The organism is Serratia sp. PL7 (assembly GCF_945957435.1).
Map to the genome: position 1 here is coordinate 1 of NZ_CAMFLB010000030.1, position 17,737 is coordinate 17,737.

Here is a 17,737-nt window from a genome sequence, read left to right on the forward strand (position 1 = left end):
ATGAATATTACGGATAAGAAAACGAATGTAGTTATCGTTTTTAGATTCCCAGTGAGTATATTTACCAGCTATGCTGTGGTTTTCTGACTGCCAGTAATCGAATGCTGTCTGCCCGCTTAAATTTTTATGATTAATGTCGCAACCAGCCTCAATGAGTGCATCGTATACATATCCTTCAAATGGAATGAAAAGAAAGGAGTTGCCATAGCTATCTTTGGTATGGATATCTAGTCCAGCTTTGATAAGATATTTTACTAACCCTGGTGAAACATCAATATGTTGAATCGCAAGGGTACCTGACTTATTCCGGTGGTTAACATTAATACCATTGCTGACAAGAAGTTCCACTGTTTCAACATTTTGAGCATAGAATAATGCATTATTACCGTCATTATCCAAGTGGTGAATGTCAATGTCAGCGTCAATCATTGCCTGTATAGCTTCAGGTACATTACAGGTAAAAAGAGCAGTTTGACCTTTACTATTGCACATATTTATATCCATGCCAGCCTTAAGGCAACGAAGGACACCATTTTTAGACTTTACACGGAATAGGTTATTTTTATTATTTTCTCTTGATATCATTATTTATCTCCTTTTTTGTTGTTTTCAAGATATTAATGACACCAGATTTTACGGTATTCAAATTTACTTTTGTTTTATTAGGGGGTATCTGATTTGGTTTGCTTGAGGTTATTCTTAACTTAATGGAACATAGGGACGTTAAGGTTATCCTATGTGATGTGGATCAACCATTTTCACAAGAATATTTATCCATATTGGAGCTAATCTGTATAAAGGAGATAATTAGAGGCGCAGATATTAATACTATAGAGAGTAATGCTATAGGATATGGAAAAGATCATGTAATATAATGGTGGTTATTAATGTTCTTCTTAATTTTGGAAATTAAATGAGTAGTGTTTTTTATGAGGTTTTTTGCTGTTGATAATTCTTATTAAAATTTGAAGAGCATCCTTTAAGTTATTCGGCTTGAGGATGCTCATTTAAAATTTAAGCAGCGGAGTCTTTTTCAACAGCCAGGAAGGGCGAGTTATCAAGTGCTGCAAAAGATGCTTCATTATTTAGAAGCCGAATAAAGTATCTCTTTTGATCTTTAGTATTAAGGTTTATTAATCCTCCTGTTAGATCAATATTCCGTTGAAATACAGGGAATTTTTGCATAACTTGTTGTATTTGAGGGACTGAAACTCCCGTTTTTACTAAATTCCCTTTTGAAACCATAGCAAGTCTACGCATAAATGCTCTGTCTTTATACATGTCCTTGAAAATATCTAGTGGCACTGGCATACCTTGTGTATTAACAATTCCAAGGTTTATTATTAATGGCGTTGAGTTATTTGCAAGATTATCTATTACACTTTCTAATCCATACATTCTTTCAAGAAGTTTAATGTTTAGCGCATAGTACTTATTCTGAAAAAAGAAGAAGTCAATCGTGTCATTTATATCAATACTGTCATGAGTGATCTTATCTAAGGTTCTGCCATTTAGACTCAAGAAAGACTTTTTTGTTTTCTTATGTAGAGAAACAGGATATTTATGTTGGTAAATGACTACGCTGTTTCCATTACCATCACAAAGGTGGTAAATTACGGCTTTTACCGATGTCAGGCTTTGTGTTGCAAAATCAAACTGTGTTGCATTCCCATTGACACCGAAATTTAGCACGTTGTTCATTTTAGTAAATTCAATTGGGAGATGATTAATTGCTAAGTGATCATATTCGAAAACTTGTTTATCTCTTTCTAATAAAGTGGATACAAGTGGAACGGCCACTTTACCTCTGTTAGGTTCAATAATATTATTGATTAAGCTTTTAGAAAATGAAGTGGTCAGATCTTTTTCAGCATCAGGTTCAAGGTTAACCTTAAATATATCTATCGTACCTTGAATATCAGTGACAAAAAAAGCTTCGCCAGAGATGCGTTTCGATTTTGAAATATTTTCAATGTTAGTGAACATGTCATGACCTCTACACTATTTTAGCCAAATAAGTTTCATTGTCGATTTTTATATACTTTATATTATCTGTGCTCTTTAGAACACTGCGGCAGATTACTGTGCATTTTTTCACTCCACGGTCATGGACATTAGCTTTGTATATTCTGAATCCGAGTATTGCAAGTGATGGGTTAGAATAAAACCGGTTTGTCTTTACGTATATTGCGCCGATTAAAAATATCATCAATCCTAAATTTAATACAGTTCTCTTACTATCGACATCAGTGAAAACTAAGGGCATTATATAAGTGGTTAAAAACTCTAAATGTTCATGGTTTTCATTGCTGATATCCGAGACAGTGCATGCAACAGACCAACCCGAACCAAAGCTATTTGCAAGGGCTATTAAAATAATGGCACCAATAAAGATGAAAATCAAACTAACTATGAAAACGATATTTCTCACTTTCAATGACGAGATTGAGAGAGTAATGTTTTCCGTGAAAATATAGTCCCACACATTTTTTATCAAAACCTTATCGTAGGACATAATTAATAATGATAAAAATAAAAGCCACAGTGATAGTATATATAGTACTGTTTTAAGATATGGCCTGCTATCCATTAGCTTCTCCTGTATAACTTAAAATAGTTTATATGCTAAAAATTTAGGGAATCATTTTCCTAATTCTCCAGCTAAAAGTTCAGCCTGCTTCAAAATGGTCTCTGTGGCGAGCAAGGACATATCGGGTGGATAACCATATTTTTTGAGCAGACGTTTTACCACCACGCGAATTTTTGCTCTTGCTGCTTCTTTCACTGTCCAGTCAAGACTGACATTGTTGCGGATAGCCTCCGTAAGTACGACTGCCAGTTCTCGTAGTTTTTCCTTTTCCATTAACTCGCGAGCACTGTCGTTATCTGCAACAGCAGAATAGAAGGCATATTCATAAGCGCTGAGGTTTAACTGGGTGGCAAGGCTGTCAGATTCCTGGATAGTCTTGGCAAGCTTGATTAGCTCATCAATTACCTCCGCTGCGGTCAGTACCTTGTTCTGGTAGCCATTGATTGCAGAGGTCAGCATATCAATCAGTTTTTTGCCTTGGGTGATACTTTGATTCGAGCGAACCTTGATCTCGTCAGAAAGCAGTTTTTTAAGCGTTTCCAAAGCAATATTTCTGTGTTGGTAATCCTTCATTTCCTGAAGGAATTCTTCAGAAAGAACGGAAATATCAGGCTTTTGTATCCCAGCAGCGTCAAAAATATCAACAACTTTATCGGTAACCAGAGCCTGATCGATAGTCTGTTTTACCCGAACTTCGAGACTGTCATTGTGTTCTTCTTCTGATCCGTCTGAGTTTTCAGTAAATTTATTCAGTCTGGCTTTTACTGCCTGGAAGAATGCTACTTCGGGTGCCGCTTCCATTGCTTTATCGTGCGGTGTCGCCAATGCAAATGCCTGCGATAAGGCTGCAACCGCAGCTAGGAAACGCATTTTACCTTTACCGTTATCCAGCCCTAAAATATGGTTTTCTGATTCAAGAATAATTGTCAGGCGTTGTGAGGTAGTTGCGGCAAAATAAGCTTTGTAATCGTATCCATGCATCATGCCTTCCAGGATTTCCAGCTTTTCCTGCATGAGCGTTACGGCTTCTTCCTGAACCTCAGCAGGATCTCCACGTCCACCTGCATCAGAGTAAAAGGAGAGGGCTTCTTTTAAATCAGAGGCAATGCCCAGATAGTCAACAACCAGACCGCCTATCTTATCTTTATACACACGGTTCACACGGGCAATGGCCTGCATCAGGTTATGGCCCTTCATCGGTTTGTCTATATAGAGGGTATGCATACTTGGTGCATCAAAGCCGGTAAGCCACATATCACGCACTATCACCAGTTTAAGCTTGTCGTCGTCATCCTTCATACGGTTAGCCAGAACCTGACGTTCTTTTTTGGTGGTGTGGTGCTTGGCAATTTCTGGCCCGTCAGCAGCAGAAGAGGTCATGACGACTTTTATTATACCGTCATTTAAATCATCGCTGTGCCATTCAGGTTTTAAGGCTATGATTTCTTTATATAGTTCAGCAGCAATACGGCGAGACATGGTAACAATCATGCCCTTACCATGATCGGCATTGGATTTTAAGCGCTGCTCAAAGTGCAGAACCATATCCGCCGCAATCGCTTTAATACGTTTTGAACTGCCAATCAAACCTTCGATTCTGGCCCATTTAGAACGTTCTTTCTGCGTGAGCGTCAGTTCGTCCTCGTTAAACTCATCATCAAAGTCTTCAATAAGCTGACGACCTTCATCACTGATGGCAATTTTGGCAAGACGGCTTTCATAAAAGATACGAACTGTTGCACCATCTTCAACGGCCTGCGAGATATCGTAGATATCAACATAGTTACCAAAAACAGCAGGCGTGTTGACGTCCGTTTTTTCTATGGGGGTTCCGGTAAAGCCGAGATAGGTCGCATTAGGTAAGGCATCACGCATATATTTGGCAAAGCCATAAACAGTGCGCTTACCTGTAACGTTGCCTTCACTGTCTTTCACGTCAACTTCTTTGGCGCTGAAACCGTATTGTGAACGGTGGGCTTCATCAGCGATAACGACAATATTGGTTCTGTCTGACAACAACTCATAGATATTGCTGCCATCATCAGGCTGGAATTTTTGAATAGTGGTAAACACCACACCACCAGAGGCTACGCGCAAATATTCTTTGAGTTCTTCCCGGTTGTTGGCCTGTTTTGGTGTCTGACGAAGTAGCTGGGTCGCGGAAGAGAACGTACCGAATAGCTGATCATCTAAGTCGTTACGGTCAGTAATCACAACAACTGTCGGATTATCCAGCGCCAGCACAATTTTCCCGGTGTAAAACACCATCGAAAGCGATTTACCGGAACCCTGAGTATGCCAGACTACGCCCGCTTTGCGATCTCCGGTTTTTTGCGCATTAACAAGATCTTTACTGTTACGTCCCTGCTGGCGCAGTGCCACTTCGGCAGAGGGGGAGTCCGCATTCACCGCTGAGGCACGAATAGTGGAAAGAACTGCTGCATTGACCGCGTAGTACTGGTGATAAGCCGCCATTTTTTTAACAGTACGGATACTGATAATCCCTTTGCTGTCTTCATGTTTGCTGGCCTCAAACACGATAAAGTGGCGGATCATATCCAGCAGCGTTACAGGATTAAGCAACCCCTGTAATAAAACTTCAAGCTGTGGTTGGGTACTGGTGGCTTGCGTTTTACCGTTAGCAGTTTTCCACGTCATATAACGACTGAAATCGGCAGAAACCGTCCCCGCTTTGGCTTCCAGCCCGTCAGATATTACATTAAAAGCATTGTAGTTAAACAGACCGGGGATTTGGTTCTGATAGGTTTTAATCTGATTATAGGCACCTGTTACCGTAGCATTTTCGTCAGCGGCATTTTTAAGTTCGATAACGACTAATGGCAGGCCATTGATGAATAAAATAAGATCAGGTCGGCGGGTATGATTGCCTTCTTTGATGGTGAGCTGATTAATGACCAGAAATTCATTATTAGTGGGATCGTTAAAGTCGATCAGGCAGGCCAGCTCTCCTTGTGTATTACCATCCTTACTGACTTCGATATTGATCCCTTCGGTCAACAGGCGATGAAAGGCCAGATTGTTTGCCATTAGATCAGGTGTGCTGATCTGCATCATCTGTTTCAGGGCTTCCTCACACTTCTGTTCACTAAGGTGCGGATTCAGGCGTTGTAGAGCAATACGCACCTTATCTTCAAGGATAACCTGCTGATAGCTACGTAACGGATTAATACCACTGGACTCAATATCCGGGCCGTAAACATACTCATAGCCCAGCCCTTGCAGGTGCTCAATCGCCATTACTTCAATATCGGATTCGGTCATCTTTACCATGCGTACTGTCCTTATTGCTGCTTAACCAGAGGGCGGGCTGCATACCCGCTTAATTATTTTAAACTACTGACGCGATTGCTTCTTCTGCATCCTGAACCCTTACTTCACCACTCATCAGTTTGGGAAGAAGAGTGTCTCGAAGGTTTTCAATTATATTAATTTGTTTTGAATTTAATTTTAACTTATCAAAAAAACTTGAAATGGATTGATGAAATATTTTCAGCTCATTTTCTGAAGGGGAAAGAAATGTTATGTTAGAAAAATCCCCAGTGTTCAAGTTTAATGTTGCAGTACCGCCACTTGCCAGGTTATTTAATTCATCACCCATGCTTTTCATTAAAAGATACAAAAAATATTTATAATATTCCTTGTTAGGAATAATGGAGTTAATTTGTTGGTTTGTTTGCATGCTTACATCAGTTATACAGACTAAACCAACAGTAGCGATACAGCTAACACATATACTTCCTGGTGGAATTGTTTTTTTTGATTGGCTATGCTCCCCTGCAAATGAAAGATTATCAGTTGATTTGAATACAAAAACCTTGCCATGCATGTCAGGGATTTTTAGAAAAGGAACATCATTACCAAAATACAAAGAATTCTTTTTTGAAGGCGTTTTACCACAAATTATTCTTCCAAAAGAGGACAGTTTTTTTTCCGTCCAGTGTATATGCGCGTCCTCAATAAACCACTGTCTAAACAGGGTGTTAGCCATAGATTCCAGCGTTTTATTCTGGCGATGAAGCAGGTCTATTTTGTCATCAAGAGAGGACAGCACAGAGGCGATGGCTATTTGTTCAGTGACCGGAGGAAGTAATAACTCTACGTTTTCAATATCTGCTTTTGAAATATTTGCTTGATTTGCACTTCCAGAAGATTGACTTGCTAAGTAATCATGAGTCGATTTTTCTTTAAGAAAATAATAAATGAAATCCTTAAAGGCCAGGCTGGAAATTGGGTCTATTTTAGCAACTCGCTGATTAATATATGCAAGTGTATCAAACTTCTGCTTTGATACCGCCCCCACAACCTGAGTAAGAGCTTGTGGGTGATTACCGGTTAAAGTTATAAGGATATCACCTTTGGAAGACGTGTATTTATCATATTTGCTATCGATTAAGTGATACTGAACATCTTTTAAATGAACATCCCCATTAGCCACATTTTTAATTTTCAGAACAGGCAAAGTATTAAATGTTAAAGATGTTAGAAAATTTTCAGATTTAAATGCAAACCCATTTGTTATATTTACAATTGAACCTAATTTTATAGGTGTCCACTCGCTCATAATACCACCTTCGCCAGACTCTCAGCGATAGACTTATTCAGATGCGCTTCTTCTTCCAATTGTGCTTCAAACTCCGCTTTAAGAGCCGTAAAACGTTCTTTAAAGTCAAAATCGTCTTCTTCGTCAGCAAGGCCAACATAACGGCCGGGAGTCAGCACATAATCGAGTTTAGCCACTTCATCAATGTCTACGGACGCACAGAAACCCGCCACATCTTCATAGTCGCCACCTTTGTTACGCCAGTTATGGTAGGTGTCTGCGATGGTTTTAATATCGTCGTCAGAAAGCACTTTGGTACGACGATTAATCAAATGACCAAGATTACGGGCATCGATAAACAGAATTTCTTTACTGCGATCACGATACTGGTTGCTGTTATGACGGTCACGGCGCATAAACCATAATGCAGCAGGGATCTGAGTATTCAGGAACAGCTTTGCCGGTAAGTTGACGATACAGTCAATCACATTGGCATCTTTTACCAGTGCAGCACGAATATCACCTTCACCAGAGCTTTTAGAAGTTAATGCCCCTTTTGCCAGAACAACACCCGCTTGCCCTTTAGGAGACAAGTGATACAAAAAATGTTGCATCCATGCAAAGTTAGCGTTGCCAGCAGGTGGAATGCCATATTGCCAGCGGGCATCACCACGAAGCTGCTCACCGGACCAGTCGGAAACGTTAAACGGTGGGTTAGCAATGATAAAATCAGATTTTAAATCTTTATGAGCATCGTTAAGGAATGAACCTTCATTATTCCAGCGAACGTGTTCGGAGTTAATGCCACGAATTGCCAGGTTCATTTTTGCCAGACGCCAGGTGGTCTGGTTGGATTCCTGACCGTAAATCGAAATATCGTCAATATTTCCCTGATGCGCTTCAACAAATTTTTCTGACTGAACGAACATACCACCGGAACCGCAGCAAGGGTCAAAGACTCGGCCTTTATAGGGTTCCAGCATGGTAACCAGCAGGCTTACGATGGATTTTGGCGTATAGAACTGACCGCCCTGTTTGCCTTCTGCCAGTGCAAATTCACCAAGGAAGTATTCGAATACGTGGCCTAATACATCAGCAGAACGCGCTTTGGCATCTCCCAGTGCAATGTTGCCAATCAGATCTATCAGTTCACCCAGTACAGTGGCGTCGAGGTTCTGGCGAGCGTAGACTTTCGGCAACACACCTTTTAGCTGTGGGTTACCCGCTTCGATAAGCTCCATAGCATCATCAACCAGCTTACCGATTTCGGGTAGCTTGGCCTTAGATATTAGATAGTTCCAGCGTGCAAGCTCAGGGACAAAGAAAATGTTGTAAGCAGTGTACTCGTCTTTATCTTCCGGGTCAGCGCCTGTGAACTCGCCTTCACCAGCCTTCAGCAACTCATAATGAGATTCAAAAGAATCAGAAATATACTTAAGGAAAATCAGGCCCAGCACGACATGCTTGTACTCGGCTGCATCAATGTTCTTACGTAGCTTGTCAGCTGCTTTCCACAGGATGACCTCTAACGGGTCTGTTTTGATTTCTTTAGGTTTTCTGGCCATTAGCGTAACCTTGTGAAGGGGGACGATGGCCCTATTTTGCCTTAAAGTTCCGCTTGTTACGAGCTTATACAGCGATTAATTATTATCTGGTTTTAGTGTGTTTGTTTAGCTCAGCAAGTGCAATGACTCATGGAGTAAGTGCTTTGTAGCGGGATTGTAGATGTCAGGTCATTGCCGTCAATGGAGCCACTGTCATTGGCATAATTGCAGCATAGCCGATGCCACGCGCACATTCGCCAGTTCACTGGGGTTCATCGTGTGTACTACACCAGTACGCATCCGGAAAGCAACGGCATGGCAGAATCGTTTGTAAAGACGTTCAAGCGGAATTACGTGTAAGTAAATGATCTGCCGGATGCAGTCTCAGTGATGGAAAAATGGCAGAATGGATAGAGGATTATAATAATCTGCATCCACACAAGGGGTTGAACATGAAATCGCCACGCTAATATCTTGATGCCATATTAGCAGTTAATTAGCCGTGTCCGTTTTAGCAGGGGCAACTCCAGTATTCAAAAAATGCTTTTTTAGTGCATATGCATGGGGTGAATAGATGTACAGGCTATGACAAACCATATCTATAATTTTTAATGTTTAAAATTCTCCGTTACAGTAAGACATTCCTTATACATTAAATTCCATCTAAGGTTGAATTTTTAATTTAATAAGGTCGCAATCTAAAATGATGTGTGGGGTTATTTGTAAGATGATTTTTCTATTTTTGATAGTGGTAGTTAAGGAGGGGGGGGGCTATTCAAAAAAATAGATATTCAAGGTTGGTAGCGGTTTGGTTTCTTTTCTAACCGAAGGGCAGAAAAGCAAGGGGAACTCGAAGAAGCAAGCGCAGCGGCTTCGCTGAGTTAGCCCTTGCTTCATTTCGCTATAATAATAAAAAATCGCAGTGCCTGATATTTTATATACAGATATACAGCTTAACTTGCATTTATTTTAAAGCTTCTCTTGCAGCACAGAAGATGCTATAAATTTCCGCTTCGGTTGAATAGATGACACTGTATGGTGCTTATAATTAAAAAATTATTCACTCAAGCAATTCTTTTTATAATAAATATTATTTATTTCACAAAAATTCTTGATATTCTTTCTTAAAGTGATTAATTATAATGTTGTATAAATTTAAAACAAGAGGTTAAATAATGACTGAATATAATACGGCCTTCAATGAAGTAGACTTGCTTATGAATGAGATGCTTGAAAAATTAAATATATCATTAAATGAAACGAATTTATATCCAACTGATGATATGTTTCGGGTAATTGTGCAAGAGATTGATGTTGAAAATTTAAAAATATTATCTTTTATTTATAACGAAGGATCTCAAGAGGTTATAGACAATATCACTCCCGTAATAAAAGAATTCATGTACTGGTGGGGTGATAATTTAGATTATGGTACTATTAATATCCAATCTCTAATTGCAAAAAAAGAAGAAAAAATAATTTCTTCAATCATATTAGAAAATTCAGATAAAGCTAAAAAAATAAAAAGAATTTGATGGTTAATTGCAATCCTGACAATCATGCTCTCATGACCATTTTTTAGAGGGATGAGGGGCTGTTGCATTCACTTCATAGGAATACCTACTCATAGAGGCTGTCTGGCACGAGCGAAGCTCTTTGATCTGTTTCTTGACTGCGAAGATCTCTGTTTTAGCTAACTCACTATTGCTACTTTTTGCATCAAGATGGCTTATAAGGCGGTTCAGCTTTTGGGATATGTTAGACTGTGATTTCCAAGCTTCAACATTGATAGCAGGAACGACAGGAGGAAGCCTATCAAAGAGGTTAATCGAAGCCATTCGCCTTTGCTTTTGTCACCTCTGTTTTTATTGAGAATAGCCAATTCTTCTTTATTAAATCGAACACTGACACAATGTATTCGCAAAGATTGAGCAGGGGGGATATGATTATTGACTGGTTTAAAATCATTTGTATAGGATAAGGTTATTGTATTACTCATAGAAACTCCTTTTCATATGTGTATTCGCTTTATGGTGAGCAATCCTTGCACACCCATAATACAGTTATAATAGAAATGCAATTTATGTCAATTAGTTAGATAAGACTTTGACTTTCTTTCTTTTTCAACCGAAGGGCGAAAAACAAGGAGACTAAACGAAGCTCCGCTTCGTTTAGTCATACCTTGCATCTATATAGATGCTATTGACATACTCATATAATGTTGTATCAATGGATTATTGTTAAAATAGATGAGGCCTGATTATGATTAATAATAAAAAAATACTATATCTGTTGGCTTTTATGTTCCTGTTATCATTCATATACACTTTTTTCGTTAATGAACTATTAGCTAACAGCAATAGTCTTGGTGAAACATTTATAATTTTACTACCTATATATTATATTATTGTATTCCCTTTTGTTTTCTTTCCTGTAAAAAAGTGTAGCAACTGAAAATATTAACTACACTTTTAAGAATTGAAATATGATTAGTTTATGAATCTACTGACGAAAGCCGAAATTATTTTTGCGAACGACAATGCTGCAATTATTACGAGAAGTGCATAGCCTAACCCGCTTTGAAGGAATATAGGGAAAAGGTCATTTTGGACACCAGGTAAAGAATCAACGCATAAACTTATCGCAGCCGAAGCTGTCGCAAATGAAAATAGCCACTCAGCTTGTACTTCGTATCTTTTATAAAATACAGAAAAACCTAATGACAAAATTGCAGGGGGAATTAAGAGTATATATTTAGATAAGCTTTCATTAGAGTGATACTTATGATTAATTATTACCCCAAGAACAACGAAGCCAGCAAAAATAAATAACAGTATTAATATGATTAACCACCGTGGATATGATTTACTTGTGCTATTCATATAATTACAACCTTTTTATTTGTTTGGTTTTTGATATGTGAATTTATATAACATCTTCCCATCTGCTGCTGATAAATAACAGTGTGAAATATTTTCTTTGTTTGGGATTATTAGCATGAGAAAAAAAGGTCTTGTATGACCTGATTTGATAAATAAGTCTTGGATACTGCGGATATCTGTTCCTGATGGGCTTGCCATTCCTTCGTTATGTGTATGCCAATCACCTAAGTAGTGGAAACCCTGCTTGAATAACGATATGATATCTTCTTTGGCTTTTTTCTCATCTAACTTGAAATAATTTCTTTTCCTCAAGTCAGTAGAGCCTGGTGTAGTTATTTTATTGATTTCAATCTCAGAATCATTGAGATTATTGGAAAATAGCATACCTCCTGATTCTTTACTAAAACAGTGGGTTTGACGATGAGAAAATAATTCATCTACTATGCTTTGGCTGATGCATATTTTGAAATCTAATTCGGCACAATGAAATTTATGCATCACTTTTTTCCCAATTAGAATTTTCAAAAATCAAAGGTATAATACAATCACCCTTTCCTGGGTTTCCGAATTGTGCAATCCATTTATCATTCCAGTTACCACCAAGTTCTAAAAGCTCTGCTTCTCTTCCTATGTAACTATATGCAAAAGATTTATTTGAAAAACGATCCATGATTAGATCTATTACAGTTCTTGCCGTTAGAGCATGTAAATTAGTCAAAGGGATAGCTCCGTATGGTTGGAACTCTCCGGCACATGCTGCTATTCTTTTACGAGTATTTTCTTTCCAGTAAGTAGCAGGATATTTTAATGCACCTATATTTTTGCCTTCTGTAATATGCCAGCTATTAAAAGCATTAGAATCCACTTGGTTGACTATTACATGCCCCGCCATTGCATGAGCTTCAACAAATGCAAAGACAATAGCACCGAGAATGTCTTCCGACTGTCTTTTAATTAACTGCTGTTCAGTATTCCAATGTGCAGTGCAGCTTACTATAATATCGGCTTCTGCAATTTTTTTGTTATTCTTGGAATCTTCTGTCCAATCTTCATTAAAAGCTTCTATATAGACATTTGGAAACTCTTCCCGTAGCCTTGAGGCAAGAGCTAATGCTTTATTTTTATAAACAGAATCAAATCCTAATAGATGACGAGAGGAGTTTTCACTCTTCATTAAATCATCATCCCAAAGCATCATTTTTCTAATGCCTGATTGAAGTAACAGTCTTGATACCGAAGATCCTACTGAACCACATCCGACGATAGCTACTTTATGTTCAGAGATTTTCTTGTAAGTTTTGTTATGCTCACGACCCGTTAACCAAGAATCGTCAGAACGGTCTACTATAAGATTTTCTGTTTTAGTTTGGCCTATTCTATTTTTTAAAATCTTTCCATCAATGTAATTTCTATAACCATCTAATAAAGCTGTATTTCTGAATCGACCCCGACTAATACCTCTGGTATCAAAGCGGTCAGTGGCAAGATCACTAACTCCCTTAGGAATCTGTATTCCTATAATATTCATCCCAGAAGGCGTTGGGAATGAAACTAGAATTATGGGCTTGACATTGAACATATTAGCACAAGATCTTAAGATCAATTCAATAGTGCTTTCTGGATCTTCCTGTTGCTGATTTATGAGTTCAAAAAAATCCCTTGCAGTTTTGGGATACTGACTCGGATACCAGGCTTCATTGAAGAATATCAATGGAATTGAAACTACTTTAGAGAGTTGCTGTTGCCTTATTCGTTTATCTTTTGAATTACTTCCATCCGATTCTAATGGCAATATTTTTTGGTTTTCCAACCAGTTAATTAATTCTTTTTGTGTGTCAGAATATATTACTCCAAATTTCCGGGTCCGATAACCGAAAACCAACCTTGTGTTTTTATTTGTTAGATCACACTGGCTTATAAGTCGATCTATTTTATTACATTGATAAATCCAATAGTTCTGGAACTCATCAATAAAATCCTCATTTAAATCACCATTTATTCCTTTTCTTAGCATTAGTATAGCATCGTTTAGTAAATCGACTGCATAGGTCATATCATTATGATCGATGATATAACTGTCAGGCCAAACACATAACTTGCCATTTTTTTCCAAGTGTGGGAGTTGGCAAACATCAATTTTTGGTGAGGAAATAAACACATCTGGGATGTCAAATTGACTAAGAGTTTTGTATCTTAGTTGCAATACAATAGGTTCATTACTAAATTCTAAATCAGTTACTAATTCCCAAGCACAAACATATTTACCGTTGAATTTTGATAATTCATTCGTAGAAAGCTTCCTTGCACCATAAGGTGCAAGGATAGTGCTCAACTGATCTATCTTTTTATTAAGACAATCAGGCATAACCACCACCACCTTGTCTATTTACAGCGGCACTTGATGATTCGGCCATACCTAATGCAGATGCAGCAATTTTCTTAATACCGTTATCGGAAATTTCAATCTCTAACGGAATATTCTCTCCATTCTTTTTATGGTCTGACACACATAAAAACTGACCTTGCACATCATCTACTATTTTTTCATATTCTTCTTTGGCTCGGTATGCTGGAGGATCTTTTTCGTCATTTTCAATTGTTTTAGAGCTTGAAATTATAAATGCTTTTTCTTTTGCTCTATTAAAAACTTCCATAGCTTTCTCGGAAGTTTTAGCATCATCTCCTTTTTTGCTTAAACTATCATGAGATAGACTATGCCAAGAACAGTGATGTGGTGCTTGTAAAATGTCATAATCTAACCATGACATAGAATATTTATTGGTTAAACGATCTCTAACACCTTCCCAACAAACGACTTCTGCATCACCACCACTTAAAAAGTGTGCAGTTTTATTGTCACCTTTAATTTCAAAATTTATTATTACGCTGGAATGATTTTTACCTAATTTATCTTCCAACTCATCAAGATCTTTCTTGGGTGAAGGACCCAATAAATGAGCTTCAAAATATGAAGAATAACTTTGATTAATCCAGCGGGTTGTTTGGTCTAATTCTAATAGGATACCTGGTATGTCGTCTGTTTTCCCATCTTCGTCTTTTCCTAAGACCAGAACTTGGTTTCCAACTCCATCCAAATAATTTTTTTCTTTATAAAGATTAACTCTTCTCTTAACTTCTTTATTCAAAGCTATTGCATCATCGCATAACGGATGATTTTGTGCATGGTGTCGCCTGAATACAATTGGACTTGACCAAATCTCATTTATAAAAATTTTATCGTTCTTCTCACTCCAATCTTCTGGTTTTCCTAAATGAAAGTGGTCAGCCACCCCATCACAATGATCTGAATCAGGGTGAGTCCAAATAAAAAGATGGACAAACAAACGACCTTCGTTATTTCGAGGAAGCTTTTCTCTGAGTTGGGTGCGAACATCAGGATGTTCTTCACCATCCCTGATGCGACAATCTATTAAAATATTTTTATCATCTTCCGTTTGGATGAGGGTCATATCCCCATTCCCAACGGGAAAGAAGCATATCTTTGCAGACATATCATATCCTTTTTAATTATTTCTGATCGGAATTATCACCCGATCTTGCTGTGCGAGATTTTTCAATCCCAAAAATAGCCATACCAACATCTTCAATTTTGCCAACGAACTTATCGACATTCAACCCTGCAAAGAAGGCAAATGCCATATATCCGTAGTCACCACCACTGCCATTTTGTGATGCATCTAACACTATTAATCCAGCTTTAAGGAATAGATAAGCCACTACACCGCAGATGCCACTAACGATAGGTCTTAATACATACCAAACATGCCAACGGTCATCCCAACAATTCCTAACACATTTGTTTAGATATACTCCACGAATGCAGTAAAGAGTTCCACCAAGAACACCTATCAATCCACAACGAATCATGAGCTTCTTACTCATGATCCATTCAGGGAATACATCGCCCTTTACTAATCCTGCATACACAAGCACAACAAGTAAGAGTAATGTGAAGAGATAACCGATTATCCTTTTCATATGTAGCCTATAAGTAACTTTTGAAGAGGGTTTTTATATTTATTCATTTTAGATCATGACATTAGATTGTCTAGAGAAGTACTGCAGCATCATAGGGGTGTGCGAATCGAGTTTTTCGGTGCTTGTCATAACGTTACTGTTCCAATCCATTGAATTCAAAGTTGATTGTGATATTCGTTGTCGTCATTGGGTATCACGTCGCCTCATTAAAAACCGCCAAAACGTTCAGGATGAGCAACAGCAAGCGCTGCTCAAATAAATCAATCGGTTGGTCAAGGGATTGAGCATATATGACCGGCAAACAGGCTGGCAAACCTTTGTCGCCTATAGCCGGTAAAAAAACGAAGCTATGGGACAAAAACAGTAGCGGTATCGGCAAAAACCTAGGCTTGCGTGTCATTTATAGTGCGATAGGTGTTCAGACCCTTTTCTGCCGTAAGTCTAGCCTAGAGAGTAAGAGCCAGTCGCAGCTAAAAATTGGAAGCGCTTCGCAAACTGGGGTTGTAATGGTTTGGATGGGGTTCTAAGCTTCGGTACTGCCCTGTGAAAGAGGTTGCTTCGGGGGACTTTGTTGATCAAGGTTTCAACGGGGAACAGCGTTGAGCGCTAAGAAAAACTCAAAAGCATTGTGGCTGTTCTCGTCGACAAAATGGAATTTGTGCGTTTTGTGATGGTGCCTCTTTGCTGATTTGAATCACCTTTTATGCAGTGGCACAGGTTAGAAACTGCGTGTCTAGCCAGGGGCTTGGGTACAGCCTGATTACTTATATTGACTTACTATGGTTATGGTTATTCATGCATGCCAACCTTCATTATTGTGATAAAAAACTAAAGTTAATGGATTAATAATAATGCGGGTACTTTAAAAAGGTCTTTTAAAAAAAGAGAGGGTGACTTTGTATGATGTTATTGTTTTTTTCAATGTTTTTAAATGGGAATTTTCTTTTTATTTTCTCTGTTTGTCTTATTATTTAAGGTGTTATTGAATAAATTCATTTATAAACAATGACAAAGAGAGTGTGAATATTTGTAAATATTAGATGGGGTAGTGGTATAAGGGGTAAAATTGTTTGACGACAATAATTCACTAATAATATACTGATATCACTTGGTGTTAAAATTAAGACTCTATAATTTCCAATACGTAAAATGGGGTTGTAGGTGGTTTTGTATAGACCCATTAAATACCAAAAGACGTAAATTTAATGAGTCTAATGCATAGTGTTACTCCATAATTTATGAATGGGTATTATTTTTTGGCAGCGCATGAAGTTAAGTGAAATATGACTGTTATTTTATTAATGATGGTCTTTATTGTTATGCTGTAAACTAATTGTCTATTGGCAGAAAATAATTATCTGTGCGGTATCTTTTAACCATGACTAAGCGGTACTCCAATATGGAAGGATTTTTTTTACCAGGAGGTAACTATTCCAATGATTGTAATAGATTCAGATTATACCTGTACATTGAGTAAAGTAACTTTTAAACATATAATCAATTCTTTATACTTTGAACAAAAAGCACATTTTGAGGATGATGAGAGTGCTATTGTTTTTGTTGATGGAGACTCGACTAACCCTCACAGTATTATTAAGTCTGTATACGAGATGCGAAAGAGTGGAAAAACTGTTTATATGGTCACCTTACTTTCAAAGGGGGCAGATTGTTCTTCCGTGATAAGGCATCTTTCTGATTATGTGGTTGATAAAAAAATTACGTATTATGATCTAAAATGCCTGATCATCTCGATGGTAGCGGCAGCACCCAAGGCGTTAGCCGATAATGTGTTTGGCGATATCTGGGGGGATATCTTGAACTCTTCACAGAAAGAGTATCGCGTATTGAAACTGTTGCTGGAAGGATACTCTCAATACCAAATATCTCAGATACTAAATTTATCGATAAAGACGATCAGTGGTTATAAGGTCAAGGCTGTCAAAAGGCATGGTGCAAGAAATTTCAACGAGCTCTATATGTTGAAGTTACATAAGCAACATAATCAATTTTAAGCCCATTAGCCTGCAAGCAAGTTATCAATAGGATGCAGTCTGTGTCAAGAGGGGGAGAACTTTCCCAGATGTTTTCTGCGCGGCTCTGTTTTTGACGCGAGGCTTGTCTCTTCACTAAAACTTCGTCCCTGCAGCTGTAAACCGCGATC

General features: G+C 38.0%; 13 protein-coding genes and 2 pseudogenes. 4 read left to right on the plus strand and 11 right to left on the minus strand.

Annotated features, from left to right (window positions below; genetic code table 11):
• The 6 genes from N6G83_RS47265 to N6G83_RS47290 all read right to left on the minus strand — a co-directional run.
• Positions 1-585 (minus strand): ankyrin repeat domain-containing protein (locus N6G83_RS47265; protein ID WP_260524213.1); only part of this gene is annotated, 585 nt, incomplete at its 3' end.
• A gap of 429 nt (positions 586-1,014) precedes the next feature.
• On the minus strand, positions 1,015-1,986 hold the full coding sequence (locus tag N6G83_RS47270) for a Kiwa anti-phage protein KwaB-like domain-containing protein (protein ID WP_000494846.1): 972 nt from the start codon (positions 1,984-1,986) through the stop codon (positions 1,015-1,017).
• Positions 1,987-1,996: 10 nt separating this feature from the next.
• Positions 1,997-2,590: an anti-phage protein KwaA gene (gene kwaA, locus N6G83_RS47275; protein WP_260524214.1), complete on the minus strand. Its 594-nt coding sequence runs from the start codon at positions 2,588-2,590 to the stop codon at positions 1,997-1,999.
• Between the two features lie 51 nt (positions 2,591-2,641).
• The gene (locus N6G83_RS47280; RefSeq protein ID WP_191113495.1) at positions 2,642-5,881 is read right to left on the minus strand and encodes a type I restriction endonuclease subunit R; all 3,240 of its coding nucleotides are present in this window, start codon (positions 5,879-5,881) and stop codon (positions 2,642-2,644) included.
• A 58-nt stretch (positions 5,882-5,939) separates the two neighbouring features.
• The gene (locus N6G83_RS47285; protein ID WP_260524215.1) at positions 5,940-7,172 is read right to left on the minus strand and encodes a restriction endonuclease subunit S; all 1,233 of its coding nucleotides are present in this window, start codon (positions 7,170-7,172) and stop codon (positions 5,940-5,942) included.
• Positions 7,169-8,716: a type I restriction-modification system subunit M gene (locus N6G83_RS47290; protein WP_151309227.1), complete on the minus strand. Its 1,548-nt coding sequence runs from the start codon at positions 8,714-8,716 to the stop codon at positions 7,169-7,171. Before N6G83_RS47290 ends, N6G83_RS47285 begins: the two co-directional genes overlap by 4 nt.
• 202 nt (positions 8,717-8,918) lie before the next feature.
• Between N6G83_RS47290 and N6G83_RS47295 the strand changes: the two are divergent.
• Positions 8,919-9,165 (plus strand): annotated as a pseudogene (locus N6G83_RS47295) (integrase core domain-containing protein); the annotation flags it as partial.
• A gap of 705 nt (positions 9,166-9,870) precedes the next feature.
• The gene (locus tag N6G83_RS47300; protein ID WP_045783774.1) at positions 9,871-10,230 is read left to right on the plus strand and encodes a hypothetical protein; all 360 of its coding nucleotides are present in this window, start codon (positions 9,871-9,873) and stop codon (positions 10,228-10,230) included.
• Between the two features lie 30 nt (positions 10,231-10,260).
• On the opposite strand, the pseudogene N6G83_RS47305 reads toward N6G83_RS47300, so the two are convergent.
• The 5 genes and pseudogenes from N6G83_RS47305 to N6G83_RS47325 all read right to left on the minus strand — a co-directional run bounded on the left by N6G83_RS47305 (position 10,261) and on the right by N6G83_RS47325 (position 15,480).
• Positions 10,261-10,694, minus strand: a pseudogene (locus tag N6G83_RS47305) (hypothetical protein).
• 898 nt (positions 10,695-11,592) lie between these two features.
• On the minus strand, positions 11,593-12,075 hold the full coding sequence (locus N6G83_RS47310) for a Mov34/MPN/PAD-1 family protein (RefSeq protein ID WP_031275127.1): 483 nt from the start codon (positions 12,073-12,075) through the stop codon (positions 11,593-11,595).
• Positions 12,068-13,942 (minus strand): ThiF family adenylyltransferase, encoded by a 1,875-nt coding sequence (locus N6G83_RS47315; RefSeq protein WP_004114814.1) that lies wholly within the window; start codon positions 13,940-13,942, stop codon positions 12,068-12,070. Before N6G83_RS47315 ends, N6G83_RS47310 begins: the two co-directional genes overlap by 8 nt.
• Positions 13,935-15,089, minus strand: a complete 1,155-nt coding sequence (locus N6G83_RS47320) for a hypothetical protein (protein WP_004114812.1) — start codon at positions 15,087-15,089, stop codon at positions 13,935-13,937. The genes N6G83_RS47315 and N6G83_RS47320 overlap by 8 nt, the downstream gene beginning before the upstream one ends.
• A gap of 16 nt (positions 15,090-15,105) precedes the next feature.
• Complete coding sequence (locus N6G83_RS47325) at positions 15,106-15,480, minus strand: hypothetical protein (protein ID WP_123912595.1); 375 nt, start codon at positions 15,478-15,480, stop codon at positions 15,106-15,108.
• Positions 15,481-15,866: 386 nt separating this feature from the next.
• Here N6G83_RS47325 and N6G83_RS47330 point away from each other — a divergent pair, with 386 nt between their 5' ends.
• The gene (locus tag N6G83_RS47330) at positions 15,867-16,103 is read left to right on the plus strand and encodes a DUF4102 domain-containing protein (protein ID WP_211136944.1); all 237 of its coding nucleotides are present in this window, start codon (positions 15,867-15,869) and stop codon (positions 16,101-16,103) included.
• Between the two features lie 909 nt (positions 16,104-17,012).
• On the plus strand, positions 17,013-17,588 hold the full coding sequence (locus tag N6G83_RS47335; RefSeq protein WP_098928705.1) for a LuxR C-terminal-related transcriptional regulator: 576 nt from the start codon (positions 17,013-17,015) through the stop codon (positions 17,586-17,588).
• Positions 17,589-17,737 lie beyond the last annotated feature (149 nt).

Coding starts and splice junctions, on each gene's coding strand:
- N6G83_RS47270 (WP_000494846.1), bottom strand. CDS start 1,986: ATGTTCACTAACATTGAAAATATTTCAAAATCGAAACGCATCTCTGGC.
- kwaA (WP_260524214.1), bottom strand. CDS start 2,590: ATGGATAGCAGGCCATATCTTAAAACAGTACTATATATACTATCACTG.
- N6G83_RS47280 (WP_191113495.1), bottom strand. CDS start 5,881: ATGGTAAAGATGACCGAATCCGATATTGAAGTAATGGCGATTGAGCAC.
- N6G83_RS47285 (WP_260524215.1), bottom strand. CDS start 7,172: ATGAGCGAGTGGACACCTATAAAATTAGGTTCAATTGTAAATATAACA.
- N6G83_RS47290 (WP_151309227.1), bottom strand. CDS start 8,716: ATGGCCAGAAAACCTAAAGAAATCAAAACAGACCCGTTAGAGGTCATC.
- N6G83_RS47300 (WP_045783774.1), top strand. CDS start 9,871: ATGACTGAATATAATACGGCCTTCAATGAAGTAGACTTGCTTATGAAT.
- N6G83_RS47310 (WP_031275127.1), bottom strand. CDS start 12,075: ATGCATAAATTTCATTGTGCCGAATTAGATTTCAAAATATGCATCAGC.
- N6G83_RS47315 (WP_004114814.1), bottom strand. CDS start 13,942: ATGCCTGATTGTCTTAATAAAAAGATAGATCAGTTGAGCACTATCCTT.
- N6G83_RS47320 (WP_004114812.1), bottom strand. CDS start 15,089: ATGTCTGCAAAGATATGCTTCTTTCCCGTTGGGAATGGGGATATGACC.
- N6G83_RS47325 (WP_123912595.1), bottom strand. CDS start 15,480: ATGAGTAAGAAGCTCATGATTCGTTGTGGATTGATAGGTGTTCTTGGT.
- N6G83_RS47330 (WP_211136944.1), top strand. CDS start 15,867: ATGACCGGCAAACAGGCTGGCAAACCTTTGTCGCCTATAGCCGGTAAA.
- N6G83_RS47335 (WP_098928705.1), top strand. CDS start 17,013: ATGATTGTAATAGATTCAGATTATACCTGTACATTGAGTAAAGTAACT.